We start from the raw sequence: 19,622 nt of genomic DNA, 5'->3' as shown, positions 1-19,622 counted from the left end.
TCATTTCCCCGACTTGGCTTTCACAGCCTGCCTTGACCCAAAAAGTTCACCCAGCTTCGCGCGTGACTGGTCGCTAAGCCCTCTATTGCCAGCGGCGGACATCCCTTCAAACTGCCTCAATGCTCCATCCCGCAGGCCGCCATGTCGAAGCATGCCTTGATACAAACCGAACTCAGCCCTGGTCAGCTTGATGAGGCCCGGTCCCTCACGAGGGAACACAGAATTTTTCCCTGGGTGTCTACCGTACACCCTCCCGGATGAAGTAACTACGTCGCCGCCCGGCAAGATTATCGCACGCCCGGCATTAATCTCTGCGATGTCACCTTTCAAATCAACCCCACCCATTGCTACTGTCTTCCCTACTACTGCGCTCCCATCACCATATCGGGATTTCAAAGTTATTGTATTGACACTATGTGCAGAACTCACTTGTACCGGTGCATCCGGAACAAACAGCTTTGCGCCTTGACGCGCCCCAGCCTGAAGATAGTCAACCGCTACTGATCCAGCGGTACCTTTTGACACCTTAGGACCAACCACGCCCCCGCTCGCTTTTGGCGCAAATGCGGTTGCCGTGCCCGCCATATCCCACGCAATAGCCCCCAACTGATTCATCGCAGCAACTGTTTCGGGGCTATGCCCGCGCAACTGAGAGTACACGCTGGGCATTCCAAAGATCGGCCCTAAAATTGCCGTCTCGATGCGATTCCGATCTTCGAGAGTCATCGCTCTCGGCATCGGACCAAACAACGCGCCCACCCAGTCATTTTCCTTCAGAACCGAGATGTCACGGCCGAGAATTGAACTGTACGCGGGTGATTTAGAGCTCTCCCTCACAACTGCACCGGCAAGGATCTCGTCGTAAGCCTTTGTGCCTGGCTTCAAGCTGAAGAGAATTGCTTGCTCATCAGCAGTCAGGTAAGGAAGGTACTTGTCCTTCATTGCCCTGCTTTGATCCTGGCTGACGTCGGCCCAACGGGAGTTCACTTCACCACGGCATGCATCATCACTCCCACACTTGGCATTCTCGACGTCCTTCTTCACCCGCTGCTCGTGGCTAAGGAAGTTGTTCTCAGAAGAATTCCTGGAAATTTCTGCATTCAGTGCGATACCCGCAAGTCCCTCCCCCGACAGCCCACCCGCCAGTGCCCCAACCGCCTGCGACAGCGCCAAAATCGTCTGCTTGTCCTGGTCATCCAGCTTGGATGGGTCGCCGCCATACAGAGTGTCGGTCAAGTACTTCGCGGCCAGTTCACCACCGACTGCGGCCACCGCACCGGAACCCGCCGATCCACCATTCGCCTCGGCCAGCAACGCCCCGAGCACTGCATGCGACAACAGTTGCAGTGTCGCGTCGGGGTCACTGCCGTGATTCGGATCGAACTTGTCACCAATGAAGTTAGCCGCATACGGCGCCAGCGTATTGGACGCAATCTGCCCGCCACCCTGGCCGGCCACGCTGCCAACCAGCAACTGGGTCACCGCATCCAACGCCCGACTGTACTCACCACCGATACCCCATTTGAGCTGGGTATCAAGCGCGTCCTTGTAACCGGAGTCGAAGCTCGACAAGGTCGCGATCTGATCATCACTACTGGACCGCAGGAAGTCGGACCTTTCCTTGTCACTCAGACCATCCAGATACGCCTTGGTGATCTTGTTGACCCCGTAGCTGCCGACATCCGCAGCAATCTGCTTGCTGGTCGCCACCACGGTTCCCATCGCCGCGCCCATCGCCTGCTGGTCCGCCAGCACCTTGTCGACATCCGGCAATGCATCCAGCGCGCGGTGTGCTGCACTGGCATCGGTGTTGATTCCCAGCTCTGCCGCGGTGGTCTTGTTGCCGCCGATGCTGATGTTCCCTTCAGTTAGCGTGGCGAAGGTGGTGGAGCTGTCGCTCCCCTTCTCGCTCATCGGTACGCCTGGGCTGCCACGCGGCGTGGTGGTTCCCCCCACCGGCGTCCAGCCGTTCATCTCGCCGCCCGCACCGCCACTGATACTTCCCGAGCTGGCCTTATAGGCCATCTCGTTCTGCAGATCAGTGAAGGTCAGCGTCTGCGCGGTGAGCTCGCTGTTGGCGGCGTTGGTGCTGGCAATCGCACCGCCAATCAGGTTCACATGCCCCGCATCGACGCGGTAGCCACCGTTGCCGGCGAACAGCCCGCTCTGCTGGCCCACGCCCTGGTAGCTGCCCTCGGCCTTGCCGGCGCTGGCGTAGGCGTCGGCGTTCCACGCGGTGCCGATGGAGACCTGTACACGGCCACCAACCTGGCTGTTCTTGGACATGCTCTCGGCGATGTCCTGCAGCGATTCGATGGTCAGCGTTCCGCCGGTCTTGACCTCGATACGGTCGGCAGTCGCGGTGGCGCCGCGCAACGTGGTGTCGCCCTCGGCCTTGAGCGAAATGTTCTGGCCGGTGAGGGTGGTGTTCTGCCAGGTGCTGCCGTCCGAGTTCGACTTGCTGCTTCCCACGCTGGCTTCGGCGTACACGTACACACCGGTCTGCGCTCCCACCTGCGCACCCACGCCAATTTCCGCGCCGGCGTTGCGGCTCTTGCTGCGGTCCTCCACATGCGCCTGCCCCGCTTCGAGCAGGATGTCGCGCGCCGCGTCCAGGCTGAGCGTGTTGCCGGCACTGAGATTGCCCTGCACGATGTGGATGTCGCCGCGGGTGCTGGTCAGATTGACATTGCCGCCGCCCTGGATGGTCGAGCCCCGCGAGACATCACTGCGTCCATCAGCACTGCTGCTGGCCGTCTTGAATCCAATGCCGGCTTCGGCGCTGAACAGCAAACCGCTGCCAACCGCGCCGCTGGTTGTCAGACCCGCGATCGCGCTGGCGGCCTGGTACGCATTGGCACCAGCAGCCATCCCCTGCATCGCCTGCAGCCGCCCATCCGACTGCCGTGCCGCCTCCACGTTGTTGATCAGGTCGATGAAGGGCGATTTGATCCGCGCGAACACGCCGATCTTCAGGTCCTTGTCGCTTTGCGAAGAGTGCCCGGTCTCGTTGGCCGTGAGCAACGCGATCTCCGCCGCGGTGATATTGACGTCCTTGGCAGCCACCACGTTGCTGGCGGTCTGGGTGTAGGTGCCCCCGGCGGTGAGGTTCACGTTGCCGCCCAGGCTGCCAACGTTGCTGGCCACCTGCGAGACCATGCCACTGTCGTCTTCGTGCTGCTCGCGATGCCAGCCGGAGAACTTCTCCGTGTCAGAAATCTGCACCGTGCCGATCGCCTTGCTGTCGGCGGTATTGGCATTGCTGACGGTGTCCTGGCCACTGCGGATGGTCAGGTCACCGGCGGCACGGATGTTGACGTCCTTCTCGGCGGCGATGTTGGCCGCGGTGAGGCTGATGTCGCCCTCGGTGGTGGCCATGCGCACGCCACCGCCCACCGACAACTGGGTGCCGGTGATGGTGTCGCTGCTGCCGCTGCCCTCGCTGCGCGAGTTGTTGGTGCCGAACGGCAGGCCACTGGTGTTGTTGGCGATGCCCCAGCCCTTGGCGCTGCTGTTGCTGTCGCTGTGCTCGGTGTTGTGGGCAACATCGAACACGATGTCCTTGGTGGCCAGCAGCACGGCATTGCCCTCGGCCGACAGCTGCGCGCCCTGGCTGGTGATCGAGCCACCATTCGCGACCAGGGTCAGATCGCCACCGGCAGCCAACTGGGTCACCCGTGCATCGCTGGTCGACTGGCTCTGGCTGCTGTTGGAGCGCTGGCTGCCGGCGGTCACCACGGTGGACGTGGTTGCAGCGCGCAGGCCCGACGCCGCACCTTCGGCGGTGCGGGTGATGCGGCCCATCATCGAACCACTGTCGGCCATGCCGTCGGTGGTGGAATCGCGGGCGCTGCGGTAGGCCTTGGTCGGGTCGTAGGTGACGCCGACCGAGAAACCGCTGGACTTGCTGGCCTGGCTGGACTGGCTGTCCACCGTGTCCTGCCGCGCCAGCAGGGCGATGTCCTTGCCGACCAGGGTCAGGTTCTCGCCGGCGGCCACATCCGACGCGGCAATCGTCAACTGGTTGCCGGCGTTGATCAGCACGCTGCCGTCGCGCGAGGCAACGGCCGAACCCACCTGGGTGGTGGACTGCTCGGCGCTGGTGCTGCTGTTCTTGGCGCTGTTGTAGCCCACCGAAGCCACGCCATTGCCGAAACCACCGGTGACACCGGACTTCTTCTTGCTCTGGCTGGATTCACTGCTGTGCAGGTCTTCAGCGGCAGTGATGAGCACGTTGTTGCCCGCGCCGAGGATCACATTATGGGTCGCATCGACCACCACTCCGACGCCAGTCAAATCGCGGCCGGCGGTGATATCGATGCTGTTGCCCTGGATCACCGTGCCCACGGCGTAGCTGTCGCTGTTGTCGATGCTGCGGGTGGTGGTGGTGCTGGAGAGCGTCTTCTTTTTCTTCTCGTAACTGTCCAGGCTGTAGTCGTGCGACTCGTTGGCCGAGAGCAGGTTGACGTCACGGCCACCGCTGATGCTTACCGTACCGTCGCTGCTGGCGACGTGGGCGGCAGTCAGATTGACGTCGCGGCCCGCGGTGAGCAGCAGGTTATCGCCCGCCGACAGCTGGCTGCCCCGCACGGTTTCATCGCTCTGGCTGATCTGCAGCGAGCTGCGCTTGCCGGCCGCGCTGAAGTCGGTGCTGGTGCTGTCCACCAGCGCCTGGCTGTTGATGTCGCCGCCAGCCTGCAGCGCCATGCCACCTCCGGCCTTGACCTGCGCTGCCGCAAGATTGATGTCCTTGCCTGCGGCCAGCACGACGTCACCGGCACCCTGCACGCTGGTGACGGCATGGGTGGTCTGGTTGCTGCGGATGTGATTGCGGTCATCGAAGGTGCTGTCGGTGCGCTGACCCAGCGTCTGCGCGCCGAGGTCCAGGGTGCCGCCCGCCGCCAATTGGGTGATGCCATCGGCACCGGCGTTGCGGATCTGTGCTGCCTGCAGGTGGATATCGCCACCGGCCACCACCGACAGCACACCGTCCCCGCTGGGGTTGGTGACGTACAAGCCGGCGACGCGGTCCAGCTGGGTGACCTCGAACGCGTGCACACCCCCGCCACTGAGCGTTTCCACCGTGGAGGCAACGGTGACATTGCCCACGGCCTGCACCGACAGGGCATCCGTGGCGGTCACGGTGGCACCGGCAATGCGGATGTCCTTGTCCGAAGACAGGCCTACATGCTTGCCGGAGATGCTGCCACCAAGGTGTTCAATGTTGCCCGCATCGATGGTCACCAGTTTGCGACCGACGATATCGCCGGTGTTGACCAGGCCATTGGCGAGGGTGATATCCACGTTGGCGCCGGCCAGCAAGGTGCCCTGCCCGTCCAGGTCGCCCGGGCGCAGGCGCAGGTAGACCTGGGGGACCAGCGCGGTGGTGGTGCTGCCATCGGCCAGGGTCACGGTCTGCTCGACCAGCCAGACGATGTCGCTGGTCAGCTGTGCCATCTGTGCTTCAGTCAGCGCCACGCCGGGGCGCAGGCCCCACTGGCTGGCAACGGTCGCACCGGCTTCCAGCAGCGCGCGGTATTGCGCTTCATCGCTGGCATAGCCGTCCAGGAAGCGACGGCCGGTGAGCTCGCCGATCTGCTCGCGCACCAGTTTCTGTTCGTAGTAGCCATCGCCCAGACGCTTGTGCACCGCATCCGGCGAATAGCCCATCTTGCCCAGCAGATGGTCCGAGCTGAGCCAGGTCTTGTGGTCGGTGAAGCGCGGGTCGGTCTCGACCAGGTAGCTGCCCCCATTGGGGTTGACGTTGAACAGGCTGGCGTTGGGTGCGCGCGTATCCGGTGCGCCCATCGCGATGCGGTCGGGCGAGCCGCCCGCAGCGGCCACCACTCGCGCACCCGAAACGCCACCGCCGTTGCTCACGCCCCCGACTGCACCGCCCTGGCTGCTGCCTGCCGCTTCGGCGGCCTGTGCCAATGCACGCTCGGCAGTGGTGCCGCCGGCGTGCCCTGGCCCCTGCGCGCCGCCGTGCTCCGGGCCGGTCGGCTGGGTCTGCGGCCCGTGCCCGTTGAGGTTGGCCATCGCAGCGCCGTCCTGGACATTGGGTGCGTTGCGGCCCTGGTTGAGGTTGCTCAGATCGCCGACATCGATGGTCAGCGTGCCATTGGCCGTGATCTGACCACCGAGCTTGCCGACCTCCTCGGAGATCGACGGCGCCTCCCATTGGGTGCGGGTGCCGTTGTAGGCGATCGACGTGTTATTGAACGTGTGCGTGCGGTAGAGCGTCAGCCCAACGTTGTTGACCCGGCTGTCGGCACCATGGCCAACGATCTGCAGGTTGCCGCCGGCCGCGATCTGCGCGTACTGGTTGTTGAGCTCATCCACCGACAGCCGCATGCTGCCGCCTGAGCGGATGACCGCATCGGCACCCGCGCCAGGCTGCAGCTGATCCTCATGCGCCACATGGTGGGCAATGCGGCTCTGCTCATTGAGGCTCGTTTCCTGTGTGTGCTGGCGCCGACCGGAAATGATCGTGTCCGGGTTGTCGTAGCCCGCCGGCGTGATGAACTGGATGCACTGTGTGCTGCAGGTACCGTAGGCGCTGGAGAAATTCAGCCTGTCGGTCTGGTACTTGAATGGCGCGTTGGGTTTCAGTACCGCGAACGGATCGGCCACGCTGACCTGGTCCGGGTTGGCCTGGTTGCTCTTGGCCACGTAGTAGATGGTGACGGTGCCGGACACAGGATCGAGACGCCAGCGCTCACCGCGTACGTCCGTGCCCAGGCCACCGGCTGCGTAGTAGTAACGCGAAGTGTTGGCGGTCAGGCGGATCACCGCCTTGCCCATACGAGTACCGTCTGGCGCGATGAAGGGCTCGTCCTGCAGCACGTCTTCCGGCGCGATGTAGTAGAACTCCCACGCTTTGTAGTTGCTGGTGTCGCTGACCGTTCCGGCGGTGTTCTTGCTGTTCTTCTGCCACGCAGCGACCGTCATGTTCGTCGTGGTGTCGATGGTCTTCACCGAGGTGGTGACCACATTCTCACGGATGTTACTGATCACCTGCGCATCGATGGCCAGGTTGCCGGCGACATCGATGATCGAACCGATGTTGTCGATCCTGCCCGCCATGCCGGACGCAACACGATCGGCGCCCAGCGCCCCACCAATGGCCGCATCGCCGCCACTGTAGATCAGCCCCTTGTCGGTGTTCTGCAGCTGGCCCACGCCCAGGTCCAGGCGCTCGCGCGCGGCCACGGTGCCCACACGGGTGGCGCCGTTGGCATCCTCGGCATGGTTCTTCAGCACGCCGGCGGAAATCGCCACGTGGTCACCGTAGATGCGGCCGGTGCCGAGGTTGTCCACGATACTGGCCTGCAGGTGGGTCACGTTGCCGTCGATCAGGCCACGGTTGGTCAACTGGTCGCGGGCATTGAGGCGGGTGACGCCCTGGCTGGTGATTTCTCCATTGACCGCATTGCGGATGTTCTGCGCGTTGAGGTCCAGGTTGCCGCCGCGCAGCACGCCCTGGTTGTCCAGGTCACCGGTCAGCTGCAGGGTCAGTGTGCCGTTGGCGATCCACTCGCCGGTATTACGCATGCCCTGTTGCAGGGTCAGGCCGAGGTCACGCTGGGCGTGAATCTGGCCGTCCTCGCTGAGCGTGCGTGCCGCCAGCGTCTGGCTGCCATCGGCGCGCAGCAGGCCGCCGCTGTTGGCGACGCTGTCGGCGCGGCTGTCCAGGTTGCCGCCACTGGTGATCACGCCGCCGCTGTTCTGCAACTGGCCGTTGACCTGCAACCGTGCGCCGCCATCGGTCACGATCTGGCCCTGGCTGTTGTCCAGCCACTGCGCATCGAACTGCAGCTGGCCGCCTTGCAGGCCACGGGTGCCATCGCCACCGCGGGTGTTGCGGTTGTCCACGCTGCCCGCGTTGAGCGTCAGCTGCTGCCCGGCGGCGATCGCGCCGGCATTGTTGTCCAGGTGCCCGCTCAGGGTGAGGTCGAGGTTGCGCCCCGCCTGCACCCGGCCGTTGCCGTTTGTCAGCGTTGCAGCGTGCAGGGTCAGGCCGGCCGCGCTGGCCAGCGTGCCGCCCGCACTGTTGTCGACCGCCGCGACTTGAAGACGTGCGTCGCCCTGTGCGGAAGTCGCACCGCCGCGGTTGTCCAGCGCGCCGCCATCCACCTGCAGCGTGCCACCTGCCAGCAGGCCGCCACTGGCGGCGGTGCCGCTGTTGTCGATCGCATGGCCGGCGGTATCAAGGGTCAGGTCGGTGGCCGACTGCACGCGCCCGGCCTGGTTGTCCAGGCGACCACTGTGCACCGTGATCGCGCCGAGCTGGCTGCCCAGCGTGCCGGCGCGATTGTCCACGGTTGCACCACGCGCATCGATGGCCAGCTGACCACCGATAAGCGTGCCGCGCTGGTTGTTCAAGCCGGTTGTGCGCACATCGAGCAGGCCGGTGGCCTGCATCGCGCCGTCGCTGTTGTCCAGCGCCGCGACGGTCGTGACGCGCAGGTCCTGGGCGGCCACGGCAGTGCCGTGGCGGTTGTCGACAGTGTCGGCCTCGATCTCCAGCGCACCGGCACTTGAGAGCAGGCCGGCATCGCGGTTGTCCAGCCGTCCCTCGACATCCAGCACCAGTTCGCTGCCGCCGGCATGCACGGTGCCGCCGCGGTTGTCGATGCTCGCGGTGGTGAGCGTACCGGCGCCGCCGAGCAGGATGCGGCCCTTCTGGTTGTCCAGGTCCTGGCCGATCGTCAGCGTCGAGCGCGTGCTGCCTGCTGCCTGCAACGTGCCCTGTGCATTGATGAACTGCTGGGCGGACAGGTCGAGGAAGCCATTGCTGGCCAGCGTACCGCCGCGGTTGTCCAGCACGCCCTGCACATGCAGCTGCAGCGCAGCGTCGCCGGTCGCGGTGAGCGTGCCGCCGGCGGTGGTGAGCGCGCCGGCCGTGAGCGCGATGCGCTGTGCCGAGGTGGTTGCATCGCGCAGATCCAGCGTGGTGCCGTCCAGCGTCAGGGCACCATTGCTCAGCAGCGTGCCGCGCTGCCCGGTCAAGGTGGTGGCGTTGATCTGCAACAGGCCGGTGCCGGCGTGCTGCACCTTGCCGTCGGTGTTGTCCAGGGTCTTCGCCTGCAGCGTCAGGTCGCCGTTGCTGGCCAGGGTGCCACCGACATTGCCGAGGGTGTCGGCGACGATGCGGCTGGTGCCGTCGCCGCTGGCGATGATGCGGCCGCCGGCGTTGTCCAGCGTTGCGACGTCCAGATCGATGCGGTCTGCACCCAGCGTCGCGCCGCGATGGTCGACGGTGTCCGCGCGCAGGGTCAGCGTGGCCGACGACACCAGCGTGCCCTTGCTGCCGTCCAGGCGCCCGGTGGTGAGATTCAGGCCCTGCGTGCCCGCCTGCCGCAGTGTACCCGACGTGTTGTCCACGCTCGCGGCGCGCACCGTCAGCAGGTTGGCATTGCTGGCAATGCTGCCTTCGCGGTTGTCCAGCGCCCCTTCAACCTGCAGCGTGCTGTCGCCGGTGCCGGCCGCACTCAGCGTGCCTTTTGCATTCAGCAGCGTGCCCGCCTGCAGCTGCAATGCGCCGTTGCCGGCAATCGTGCCGGCGGTGTTGTCCAGCCCGTGCGCCACACGCAGGTCCAGCACCTCGTTTCCGGTAGCGCTGAGCGTGCCACCGGCCGTGCTCAACGCATCGGCCACCACCGACACGCGTTCGGCCTGGGTGGTGCTGCCTGCGCCGAGCACAAGATCGCCACCGCCCAGCTGCAGCGTGCCCAGGCTCAGGATGCGTCCGCCCGCCCCCTGCAGCATGTCGGCGGTGAGGGACAGCGTGCCTGTGCCAGCGTGTTCGATGGCACCACTGCTGTTGTCCAGCACGCCTGCGCGGAGCGTGACCGCGCCTTCACCGGCCAGACGACCGCCCGCCGCATTGTCCAGCGCCGTCGTCGCCGTGACCTGCAGGCTGCCGTCTTCGGCCGCCAACACCTTGCCGCCGCGATTCAGCACGGTGTCGGCCTGCAGCAGCAGGTTGCCGTTGCTGGAGATCACGCCCGCGCTGTTGTCCAGCCGCTCGCGTACGCGCAACGCGGTGGGCTGCTTGCCCGCCGCCAGCACCGTGCCCTGCCGGTTGTCGAAGCTGCCCGCCGCCAGATCAATGCCGGCGTTGCTGGCCAGATGACCGTTGCGGTTGTCGAATTCCTCGCGCACGTTCAGCTGAAGCGCGGCGTCGCCGAGTGCACTGATCTGTCCACCGGCATTGTCCAGCGACGCCGCCGCGATGCGGATCTCCTGCGCCGAGGTGGTAGCGCCGCTGAGATCAATCTGGCCACCTTCCAGGTCCAGCTGCCCATTGCTGAGCAGTCGTCCTTCCGCCCCCTGCAAGGTGTCGGCGCGGATCGTCAGCAGGCCATTGCCGGCCTGCTGGATCAACCCCTTGGCATTGCCGAGCGTGGCGGTGCGGATGTCCAGGCTGCCATTGCCGGCCAGCGTGCCGGCGGCGCTGTTGTCCAGGTGCTGTGCGATACGCAGCGCGCTGGACTGGGTGCCGAGCGACAGCATCGTGCCGCCGCGGTTGTCCAGGCGGTCGGCGTCGATGTCGAACTGCAATGCGGTGAGCTTGCCACCGCGCAGGTCGATGCTGCCGGCAGTCCAGGTCAGCGCGCCGGCGGTGCCGATGCTGCCGCCGGCGCCGGACCAGGCCTGGCTGGACAGCGCCAGCCCTTTGGCACCGGCGTGTTCGAGGCGACCGTCCGCGTTGATCACATGGCCGGCGCTGAGCGTGAGTCGCGCGGCATTGGAGGCCAGCACACCCTTGCTGTTGTCCAGTGCGTCGCGCACGACCCAGCGGCTGGCATCGGTACCGGCATGCCGCAGCTCGCCGCCCCGGTTGAGCAGCGATCCGGCATCCAGCCCCAGGTCACCGGCCACGCTGAGCTTGCCCTGGTCGTTGACCAGCCGGCCCAGCTGCAGGTCCGCATTGCCATGCACCTGCAACGTGCCCGTGCTGTTGTCCAGGTCGCCGCGCGCCTGCAATGTGGACACGCCGATCTGGCCACCCCGGTTGTCCAGCCCGTCGTTGACAGCCAGGCTCAGCATGCCACCGGTCGCCAGACGCCCGGCGTCGTTGTCCAGCTGCGTGGCGATATTCACGGCACCGGCGGCCAATGGCGCCGTGCCCGGTACCGGCGGCGTGCCAGTAGACGTGCCGCCCCCGGTACCCGGCGCGGTGCCGGTGCCGGGGTCGACACTGCCGCCACCTGGCGTGCTGCCACCGTTCCCGCTGCCCGGCTGCGTCCCGCCGCCTGCGGCAATCGGTTCGAGCGCACCGATCTGACCGGCAGCGCGATTGCTCACACTGCCCGCGTTGACCGCCAATGCCTGCACACCGGTCTGCTCGATCGCGCCGCTACGGTTGCGCAGAGCGTTGGCCTCCAGCTGGAGGCGCTGCGCGTTGACGGTGCCGCCGTTGTTGTCCAGCGTGCCGCCGGTCTGGACGAGCAGCTCGCGCGAGGCGGCCAGCGTGCCGGCGTTGGTGATGCCTTCGCCCGCACTGACGCGCACGTCCTGGCGCGACTGCAAGGCGCCGGTGTTCTCCAGCCGGCCGTCCACGGTGACCACCAGCTCACCGGCCTGTGCGCCGAGCGTGCCTGCGTTGCGCACGCCCACGCCATGCTCGTTGCCCACCAGCCAGATCTTGTTGGCGAACATGCCGCCCAGTGCACCCACATCGAGCGCGAAGGTGGGCGCCGGCGTGCTGGCGGCGATGGCAGTGACCCGGCTGTGATCCGCGCTGACCTGATTGCTGCCCAGGCTGGCCTGCAGCTGCTGGGCCCAGATGCCCGCGTTGACCTGCAACGAGCGGGTGATCAGATCGGTGTAATCCACGCGGCTGTTGTCCAGCCCTTCACCGCCAACCTGGATGGCCCCGCCACCGACCCGATACCCTTCCAGCGCGCCGCCGACGAACAACGGTGTGCCCGTGGTCAGGGTCACGCGGCTGGCATTGAGGAAGCCGCCGCCATTGACCTGGATGCCGGCTGGGTTGGCGATCACCACCTCGGCGCGCTGCCCGGCCACTTCCACATAGCCATTGAGCTGGCTGGCCGGGCCATTGACCTCGTTGAGGATCACCCGTGCGCTGCCGGTGGCCAGCCAGGGATTGCCCTGTACCCAGCCACCCAGTTGCGTCTGCACCTGGCCGCGCGCGTTGTTGAGGATCGCGCCCTCGCGGCCCACGTCGAACTGCGAATACCGGTTGCGTGATACGCCTGCCGCCGACGGCGTGGTGATGTTGACCACCGGCACGCCATTGGCCCCGGCCACCACGGTGGGGCGTTCGTTGCCCGGTGCGCCAGGGTCGGCAACGATGCGGCCGGCGCTCTGCGCCTGTGCCGTGGAAACAAGGGTTACCCACCCCAGCGAGCACATCAGGGCGAACCCCAGCGGCGACAGTGCCGCCCCGCGCTGGATCCCTGCACGGCGGTCGACAGTTCCGGCCGATCCACCCGCCAGTTCCGACGCCACCTGCCACACCATCAGGGCCCGGTTGAACACCAGGCGATATACACAGTTCATGTCACGATTCCTTGTGCCAGCTCAATAGCGCCACGCCAGGCTGAAGCCGAGCGTGGTGTAGTCGGTAGGGAAGTTCTGTGGCTTTTCCAGCGCCGAGCCCACGAAGCCATCCCAGGAGAGTTGCTTCCAGCCGCCGCGCAGGCCGAACGCCATGCCGGCCAGGTAGGCGCCCGCCTGCCAGCGTGCGGACGGGCCGCCGATGTGGCCGTAGTCCACGCCCAGGTAGGCTTCCTGGCCGCCGCCCAGGGCCAGCGACACATCGTTGCGCAACGTCCAGCCACGCTCGCCACTGAGCGAGCTTTCGCCGTCGAAACCACGCACGCTGTAACGCCCGCCGATCGAGAAGCGATCCTGCGGCGACAGCGGCGAACGGTTCCATTGCGCACGCCATGCCGCGGTGTAGCGCAGCCGCTGTGCGCCCAGCTGGAACGGCACGGTCAGCTGCGCATCGGCGGTGATCACGCGCATGCGCGAGGTGCCTTCCAGCGGGATCATCTCCGGGTCAAAGGCATGGGCCTGTTCTTCCGGCGAGCGCAGCGCATTGAACGCACCAGTGCCACGGCGGTAGGCCACGTTGGCATCGAGGGTCGCATTGCCGAGGAAGTACTTGTGCGTCAGGCCAAGCTCCCAACCGGCGGTGCGCCGGCGCTGGACCTCGATCTCGGTATCGTCGATGGCATTGCGCGACTCCCGCCACCAGCCACGGCCGTACATGCCCAGCTTGACCTTGGCATTGCGGAACAGCAGCCGATCCACACGTGCCTCGGCATTGCGGCTCTGCCCGCTGTAGTCGTAGCTTTCGAAGGCACCGGCCACGGACTGGCTGTAGTCGTAACTGCTGGCGGTGACCCCGAGCAGCCAGTAGCCGTAGGGCACGTCGTAGTGCGCCGTCCAGCTCTCTGTCTGCTTGCCTGCGCCGTTGAACACGCCGCGCCCCACGCTGACGTAGAACAGCTCGTTCATGCCCAGCGGGTTGTCCAGCGACAGCGTGCCATTGGCCTGCAGCTTGCCGGTGGAGCGGCTGCCGGCATCATCCAAGGTGAGGCTTGCGCGCACCGGCAGGCGCTGTTTCCAGGCAATGGCCAGATCGCTCTGCCCAGGTTCTGCACCATCGCCTTCGGCCGGCGCGATCTGGATGTCGGCAGTGACAGTGGGCACGCGCTGGAAGTTCTCCAGCCCCTGTTCGACGTCGCGCAGGTTCAGCAGCTCGCCACGACGGACCGGCAGCGCATTGGCCAGCGTCACCCGCGCCGCGGCCGGATCGACCAGCACCGCGTTGCGGAAACGCCCCGACAGCAGCGACAGCGTCAGCGTGCCGCCGGTGAGGTCCTGTGGCGCGGACAGCACGCGTGTGGTGACGTAGCCACGGGCGATGATCGCGTTCTGCACGCGCTTCATCACCAGGTTGATGCCCTCGGTGCCGAGGCAGCGCCCAGTAGCAGGATCGTCCTTGGGATCAGCGGCACGCAACGCCCAGGCGAAGCGTTCGGCCTGATCGCCCTCCAGCACGATGCGATCGATCCGGAAGCACGGATCCTCGGCGACCGGCAGGCGCTCGATGCCGCCCTCGGCCGTGCGCTCCAGGCGAACATCGGGCCGCGACTCCTGCTGCTCGCGCAGCACCCGCTCACGCTCCTGCTGGCGTACCAGTTCCTGTGCGGCCGGATCGGGCGGTTGCTGTGCCGATACCTGCGTGGCCAGGCCCGCTGCCAGAAGAACGCACCAGCCACGGCGCCCTCGCCCTACGTCCTTCGTCCTTGTACTCACGTCGTTCCATATCTTGAAGCCCCGGCCGGCGTCGCCCAACGTCATGCGGGGCTGCCCGTTCAGACCGGAAAATGTATAGGGTTGCCATGGCATGGCTGCTTCAATCGGCGCCACGCCATGAGTTCACTGATCGCTTGCCGTATCGGCAGGGGTCGGAGCTTCTTTAGCGCACGCGCAAGGCGGTGCATCCAGCGTTCAGTTGAACGTGCAACCGGGCGTGCTGCGGCAAGCGCAGCACGGCAGACCTGCGTGCCGCGCTCAGCCCAGCAGCAGCGACAGCACCAGCGTGCACAGGCACACATAGCCCAGCAGCGCGAGGCTGGCGGCCAGAGTGGTGCGCATGATCGACGATTCCTGGCCCACCAGTTTCACCGCTGCCGCAGCGATGGCAATCGATTGCGGCGACACCAGTTTGGCCATCACGCCACCGGCCGTGTTTGCCGCCACCAGCAACGCCGGCGATACCCCGATCTGGGCGGCAGTCACCGCCTGCAGGTGCGCGAACAGGGTATTGCTGTTGACTACCGAGCCGGTGATGAACACGCCCATCCAACCGATCACCGGCGCCAGCACCGGGAAGAATCCACCGGCCTGCGCCAGCGCCAGCCCAATCGTTGAGGACGCCCCGGAATAATTGGTGAGGTAGGCCACCGCCATCACCAGCGCCACGGTGGCCAACGGCTTCCACATCTCCTTGCCCGACTGCGCCAGCTCCTGGCCGGCCGAGCGCAGGCCCAGCTTCGGCGACAGCACTGCCGTAAGTACAGCAGCGATCAGGATCGCGGTGCCGGAGGCATTGAGCCAGCCCACGTTCCAGACTGCCGGCAGTGTGCGCGCGCTGGCCACCAATGGCGGCAGCTCCTGCACGCGCTGGTCCAGCAACGGGATGGGCAGATGCAGCACCGTTGCGCCCAGCACACCATCCGGGGCGAACAGGCCTTTGAACGCCGGCAGGCTCCAGACCAGGATGGTGGCGGTGAGGATGTAGAACGGCGACCACGCCAGCAGCACGTCCCTGAGCGACCAGCGCTGTTCGCTCAACGGCGGTGCCTGCGCCTCGCGGTAGATGCGCTTGGGCCGCCAGACCTGCATGAAGGCCGCCAAGGCACCCATGCCGGCCAGCGGCCCGAGGATATCCACCAGCTCCGGGCCCAGCAGGTACAACGTCAGCGTCTGGGTGCCGCTGAACACCACGCCGACCACCAGCAGCACCGGCCAGGTCTCGCGCACGCCACGCCACCCGTCCAGCATCATCACCAACGCCGCCGGCAGCAGCAGCGCGCACAGCTGCACCAGCGGGATCAGCATCAGCGACATCTCACCCAGCCCCACCCCGCCCTGTTGCGCGCCCACCAGTACCGGAATACCGATCGCACCGTACGCACCGGCCGCCCCATTGGCGACCAGGCACAGCATCGCCGCCTTCAGCGGCCGGAAGCCCAGTTCGACCAGCAGCGCGGCACAGATCGCGATCGGCACACCAAATCCCGCCGCGCCTTCGAGAAACCCGCCAAAACAGAACGCGATCAGCAGTACCTGGATGCGCTGGTCTTCAGAAATGGTGGCGATGCTGCCGCGGATCACCTCGAACTTGCCGCTGCGGATGGCCAGCTTGTACAGCCACACCGCCATCAGCACGATGAAGCTGATCGGGAACAGGCCGTTGGCAATGCCCAGCACCGCCGCTCCGGCGATGTTCGCCAGCGGCATGCCGAACACCCACGCAGAAACCACGGCCGAGACCAGCACCGCGAGCAGCGCAGCGGTGAGCCCCTTGAGCCGCAGCACGGTCAGCGCCAGCAGAAACACCAGCACTGGCAGCGCGGCGAGCAGAGCCGAGAGGTTGGCGTTGCCGAGCGGATCGTAGTTCTGAAGCCACATGGTCAGGCCCTGCTACTTGGAAGGAAGGGGCGACAGCACCCTGCTTGTTCACATTCACAGTCAATGGCTGACCACATTCCAACGCCACGCCAACACGAAACGTAGTTCACTATTCAGCGAATTGTTAGATCCAAAGAACTTTCGATCCTGCTCAACCCCATGAAATACACCCCATCACAGACGTCATCACCTTTCATCGCAGTCACCACCCCCAAGGGCGAATAGCCGGTAGTCGTAGCCGGCGCCCCACTATCTCCACCCGCGCATTGCAGAAGTGGCCCCTCAGCAAGCATCCATGTATTTTCGCATTGTTGCTGATTAGAGAGTATTGGATTGGCAGGGGCAGCATCAACGGCCACCAGCGTCCCACAGGAGTAACCTGTAGTCGCACCGCGCTGGCACACAATCAAGAGATCAACGAAGCCCTCCAATACATCCCGGATGGGCTCGGAGAGCAACGCAGGAAGTGAGGAAGCGCCACCACTGAACAAGGTCCACGTCGCAAGATATGGGGCCTGCTCCGGGTACCACTGCACATCATGCGAGCTATCCCAGAGCTTCTTTGTCCCCGTAAGATCTGTCGACACCGTCTCGTGAGAGCCCGGCACGCTGCTGTAGTTCATCGTCTCCGGACAATGACCTGCCGAGAGCATTCCCGCCTTGCCCGTTTTGTTGTCGTATGCCCTGAAACTAAAAGTACAGTAGCTTCCAGAATTGTGCCCTCGCCCACCTGCTCGCAAGTCTGTGGCGGATACCCTGGACAACGCCGGCACTATCGCGTTCGAGCCATGTGCATCAACCGGCTCACCATACTTCGGCTTGAATGAATCTTTAACCACCTTCACTGGAATTCCATCGAGAAGTTCGGATGCATGCCTCTCGACCTCTTGGAAGGCCTTCGCAGAATCTGCATCAGTGGTGGAAACAACTATCGACCCGTCGCGTTGATTGATAACTGCGGTGGACTGATCGCCGAATACACGCTGGACTCTCCCTGAACTCACGACCCTTCTAATCTGAACTATGGAGTGCTTTGCGCCGGTAGCGAAGGTGAATCTCATGTTCCCATGCGGGGTCGAGATGATGCGTTCCGGTACGAACTTGTCTCCCGTAAGCCGCACCACAATTGTCATCGAGTCATCCGAGACATAGCCACCCGCGTATCGATCTCGGAATTCTTCAATGATCTTCGCGCGCAGCGGAACTGCGGCATCGCGCAACTTGAACCGGCGGGCTGTCTCCTTGGTGGAGACGCCCCATGCCTTGGAGAATAGGACCTCTGCCTCTGTAGCCTCCCGAGTGGGCTCTGGAGAAGAACTTGATGCACTTGCGTCAATTACAAACATGAAGATAAACAGCCCGATTCCTGGACTAAATTTCACAACACTCCTCCTTGACTATAAAATCGCCGACGCCAATGACAAGCCATTGTATTGCCACGTCCAAACCGGGTAAGTGACCGCAATCACAGCTGATCAAAGGATGACTTTGATGAAATTTTTATTGCGCATCCAGAATAGCAAGCAAGTACCTATGGGTACCTGAAACGTCCACTTCGCCCCCAGAGTTCGCGCCAGCTAAGCTTGGCACTGTCGATCCCGCCGCTCTCTGCCCGCAGCAAAATCCGCTAGATTCTGCAGCGTGATCTCCGAGATCTCCTGCAGCGCTTCAACCGTGAAGAAGCCCTGGTGCCCGGTCACCAGCACGTTGGGGAAGGTCATCAGCCGCTGGAAGGTGTCGTCGTCGATGATCTCCCCGGACCAGTCCTGGAAGAACAGCGTGCTCTCCTGCTCGTATACATCGATGGCCAGGTGACCGAGCTGCCGCGACTTCAGTGCACGGATCACCGCCGGGGTATCGACCAGACCGCCACGGGAAGTGTTGACCAGCATCGCGCCGGGCTTCATCCGCGCCAGCGAGGCATCGTTGATGAGGTGATGGGTATCGGCGGTGAGTGGGCAATGCAGCGAGACGATGTCCGCGCGCGCCAGCAGCTCCTCCAGCCCCACGAACGCCCCGATCGCCGCAAAATCGGGCGAAGGAAACGGATCGTGGCCCAGTACGGTGCAACCCATCCCCTTGAGAATGCGCGCAGTGGCCAGGCCGATCTTGCCGGTGCCGATGATGCCGGCGGTCTTGCCATACAGCGTGCGACCGAGCAGGCCATCGAGCATGAAGTTGCCCTCGCGCACCCGGTTGTAGGCGCGATGGGTCTGCCGGTTGAGGGTCATGATCAGCGCCAGCGCGTGCTCGGCCACGGCCTCGGGCGAATAGGCCGGCACCCGTGCCACGAACAGGCCCAGCTGCTGGGCCACGCCGAGATCCACATTATTGAAGCCCGCACAGCGCAGCAGTATCGCGCGCACGCCCAGCGCATGCAGCGCGTGCAGTACCGGGGCGTCGAGACGGTCGTTGACGAACACGCAGACGGCCAGGCATTCCTGGGCCAGCGCGGCAGTGTGGACGTCCAGGGCGGCATCGAAGTAGAGAAACTCGAATGCCTGCGCGGTACCTGCCTGCAGGTTGGCCTCATCGAGGAACTTGCGATCGTAGGGGCGAGCGCTGAAGACGGCTGTTTTCATTGGGGGCTTCGGGAGACGGAATGCTGGCAACCGGTATACCAGAATCGTTGGAGGTGTTCTGTCGTGGAGGCACCCCGCCATCATCAGAATGCTCATCTCGAACTTCCTGCAGACCCTATTACTTAGTCGTCCTGTGCATCCTCGTACACGCGCTGCCGAATCTCGCCACCCTCTGCGCTTACAAGGCAAGCCTGTGCTCTTGAGGACACTCTGCCAATCAGCAAGCAGACCCGTGAAAGCCCCCCTGGGAGCTACTCGCCGACTTGTCAGTCGGAGAAATAATAATGACCTACTTCTTCGATATCAAAAACGAACTCACCGGACATCTGTCTTACCGTACCCAGCACATCGATTTCCGCCGATGTATTACACAAATAGATAGCCCCCCTTTCGGAGCAAACCCGACCTCGCTCCTCATAGAACCTTGCCACAGATTCAGACCCACCGCGCTTACCGACATCAACTATTCGCCTACCACCACCACACGCAGAACTCTCCAAAACCTCCTCATGCCTTCCATCCGATACATAGCGAGCACTGAACGCAACCTTGACACCGCGGTACTTTTCCAAATTTTGAGCAACCTCACAAAACGATAACTGTGCTCCATGACCGCCCACGGCATTAACACGCGCAGGCAGCGCACAGCCACTCATAGAAAACACCCCAACAAAGACAATGCAGCACTTCAAATATATGGTCACTTCTTTACCTCCGGCGGCACCTAACCAGCCTCCCAACTACCCGATCCACAGTGCGCTTCTCACGCCGATTCTGCAGGGCACTGCGAGAATCACGTATCCTATCCGGTCCACGAGCGCTTCCGTCGCCCAGACGCACGAATTAGGCTTTGTGACT

At 64.6% G+C, this 19,622-nt stretch carries 6 protein-coding genes; all 6 read right to left on the bottom strand.

Annotated elements, in window-relative coordinates:
- On the bottom strand, positions 1-12,534 hold the full coding sequence (locus AC3IPM_RS05705; protein WP_489302989.1) for a hemagglutinin repeat-containing protein: 12,534 nt from the start codon (positions 12,532-12,534) through the stop codon (positions 1-3).
- Positions 12,535-12,555: 21 nt separating this feature from the next.
- Entirely contained in the window at positions 12,556-14,301 is a 1,746-nt protein-coding gene (locus AC3IPM_RS05700) for a ShlB/FhaC/HecB family hemolysin secretion/activation protein (RefSeq protein WP_489302987.1), read from the bottom strand.
- Positions 14,302-14,559: 258 nt separating this feature from the next.
- The gene (locus tag AC3IPM_RS05695) at positions 14,560-16,182 is read right to left on the bottom strand and encodes an L-lactate permease (protein ID WP_489302986.1); all 1,623 of its coding nucleotides are present in this window, start codon (positions 16,180-16,182) and stop codon (positions 14,560-14,562) included.
- Between the two features lie 113 nt (positions 16,183-16,295).
- Positions 16,296-17,564, bottom strand: coding sequence for a chymotrypsin family serine protease (locus AC3IPM_RS05690; RefSeq protein WP_489302985.1), 1,269 nt, complete (start codon positions 17,562-17,564; stop codon positions 16,296-16,298).
- A 195-nt stretch (positions 17,565-17,759) separates the two neighbouring features.
- Entirely contained in the window at positions 17,760-18,764 is a 1,005-nt protein-coding gene (locus tag AC3IPM_RS05685; protein WP_489302984.1) for a 2-hydroxyacid dehydrogenase, read from the bottom strand.
- Positions 18,765-19,030: 266 nt separating this feature from the next.
- Positions 19,031-19,504 (bottom strand): hypothetical protein, encoded by a 474-nt coding sequence (locus tag AC3IPM_RS05680; RefSeq protein WP_489302983.1) that lies wholly within the window; start codon positions 19,502-19,504, stop codon positions 19,031-19,033.
- Positions 19,505-19,622: the final 118 nt, after the last annotated feature.

This window comes from Stenotrophomonas sp. GL_111, assembly GCF_057835245.1.
This window is presented reverse-complemented; position numbering and strand designations above follow the sequence as displayed.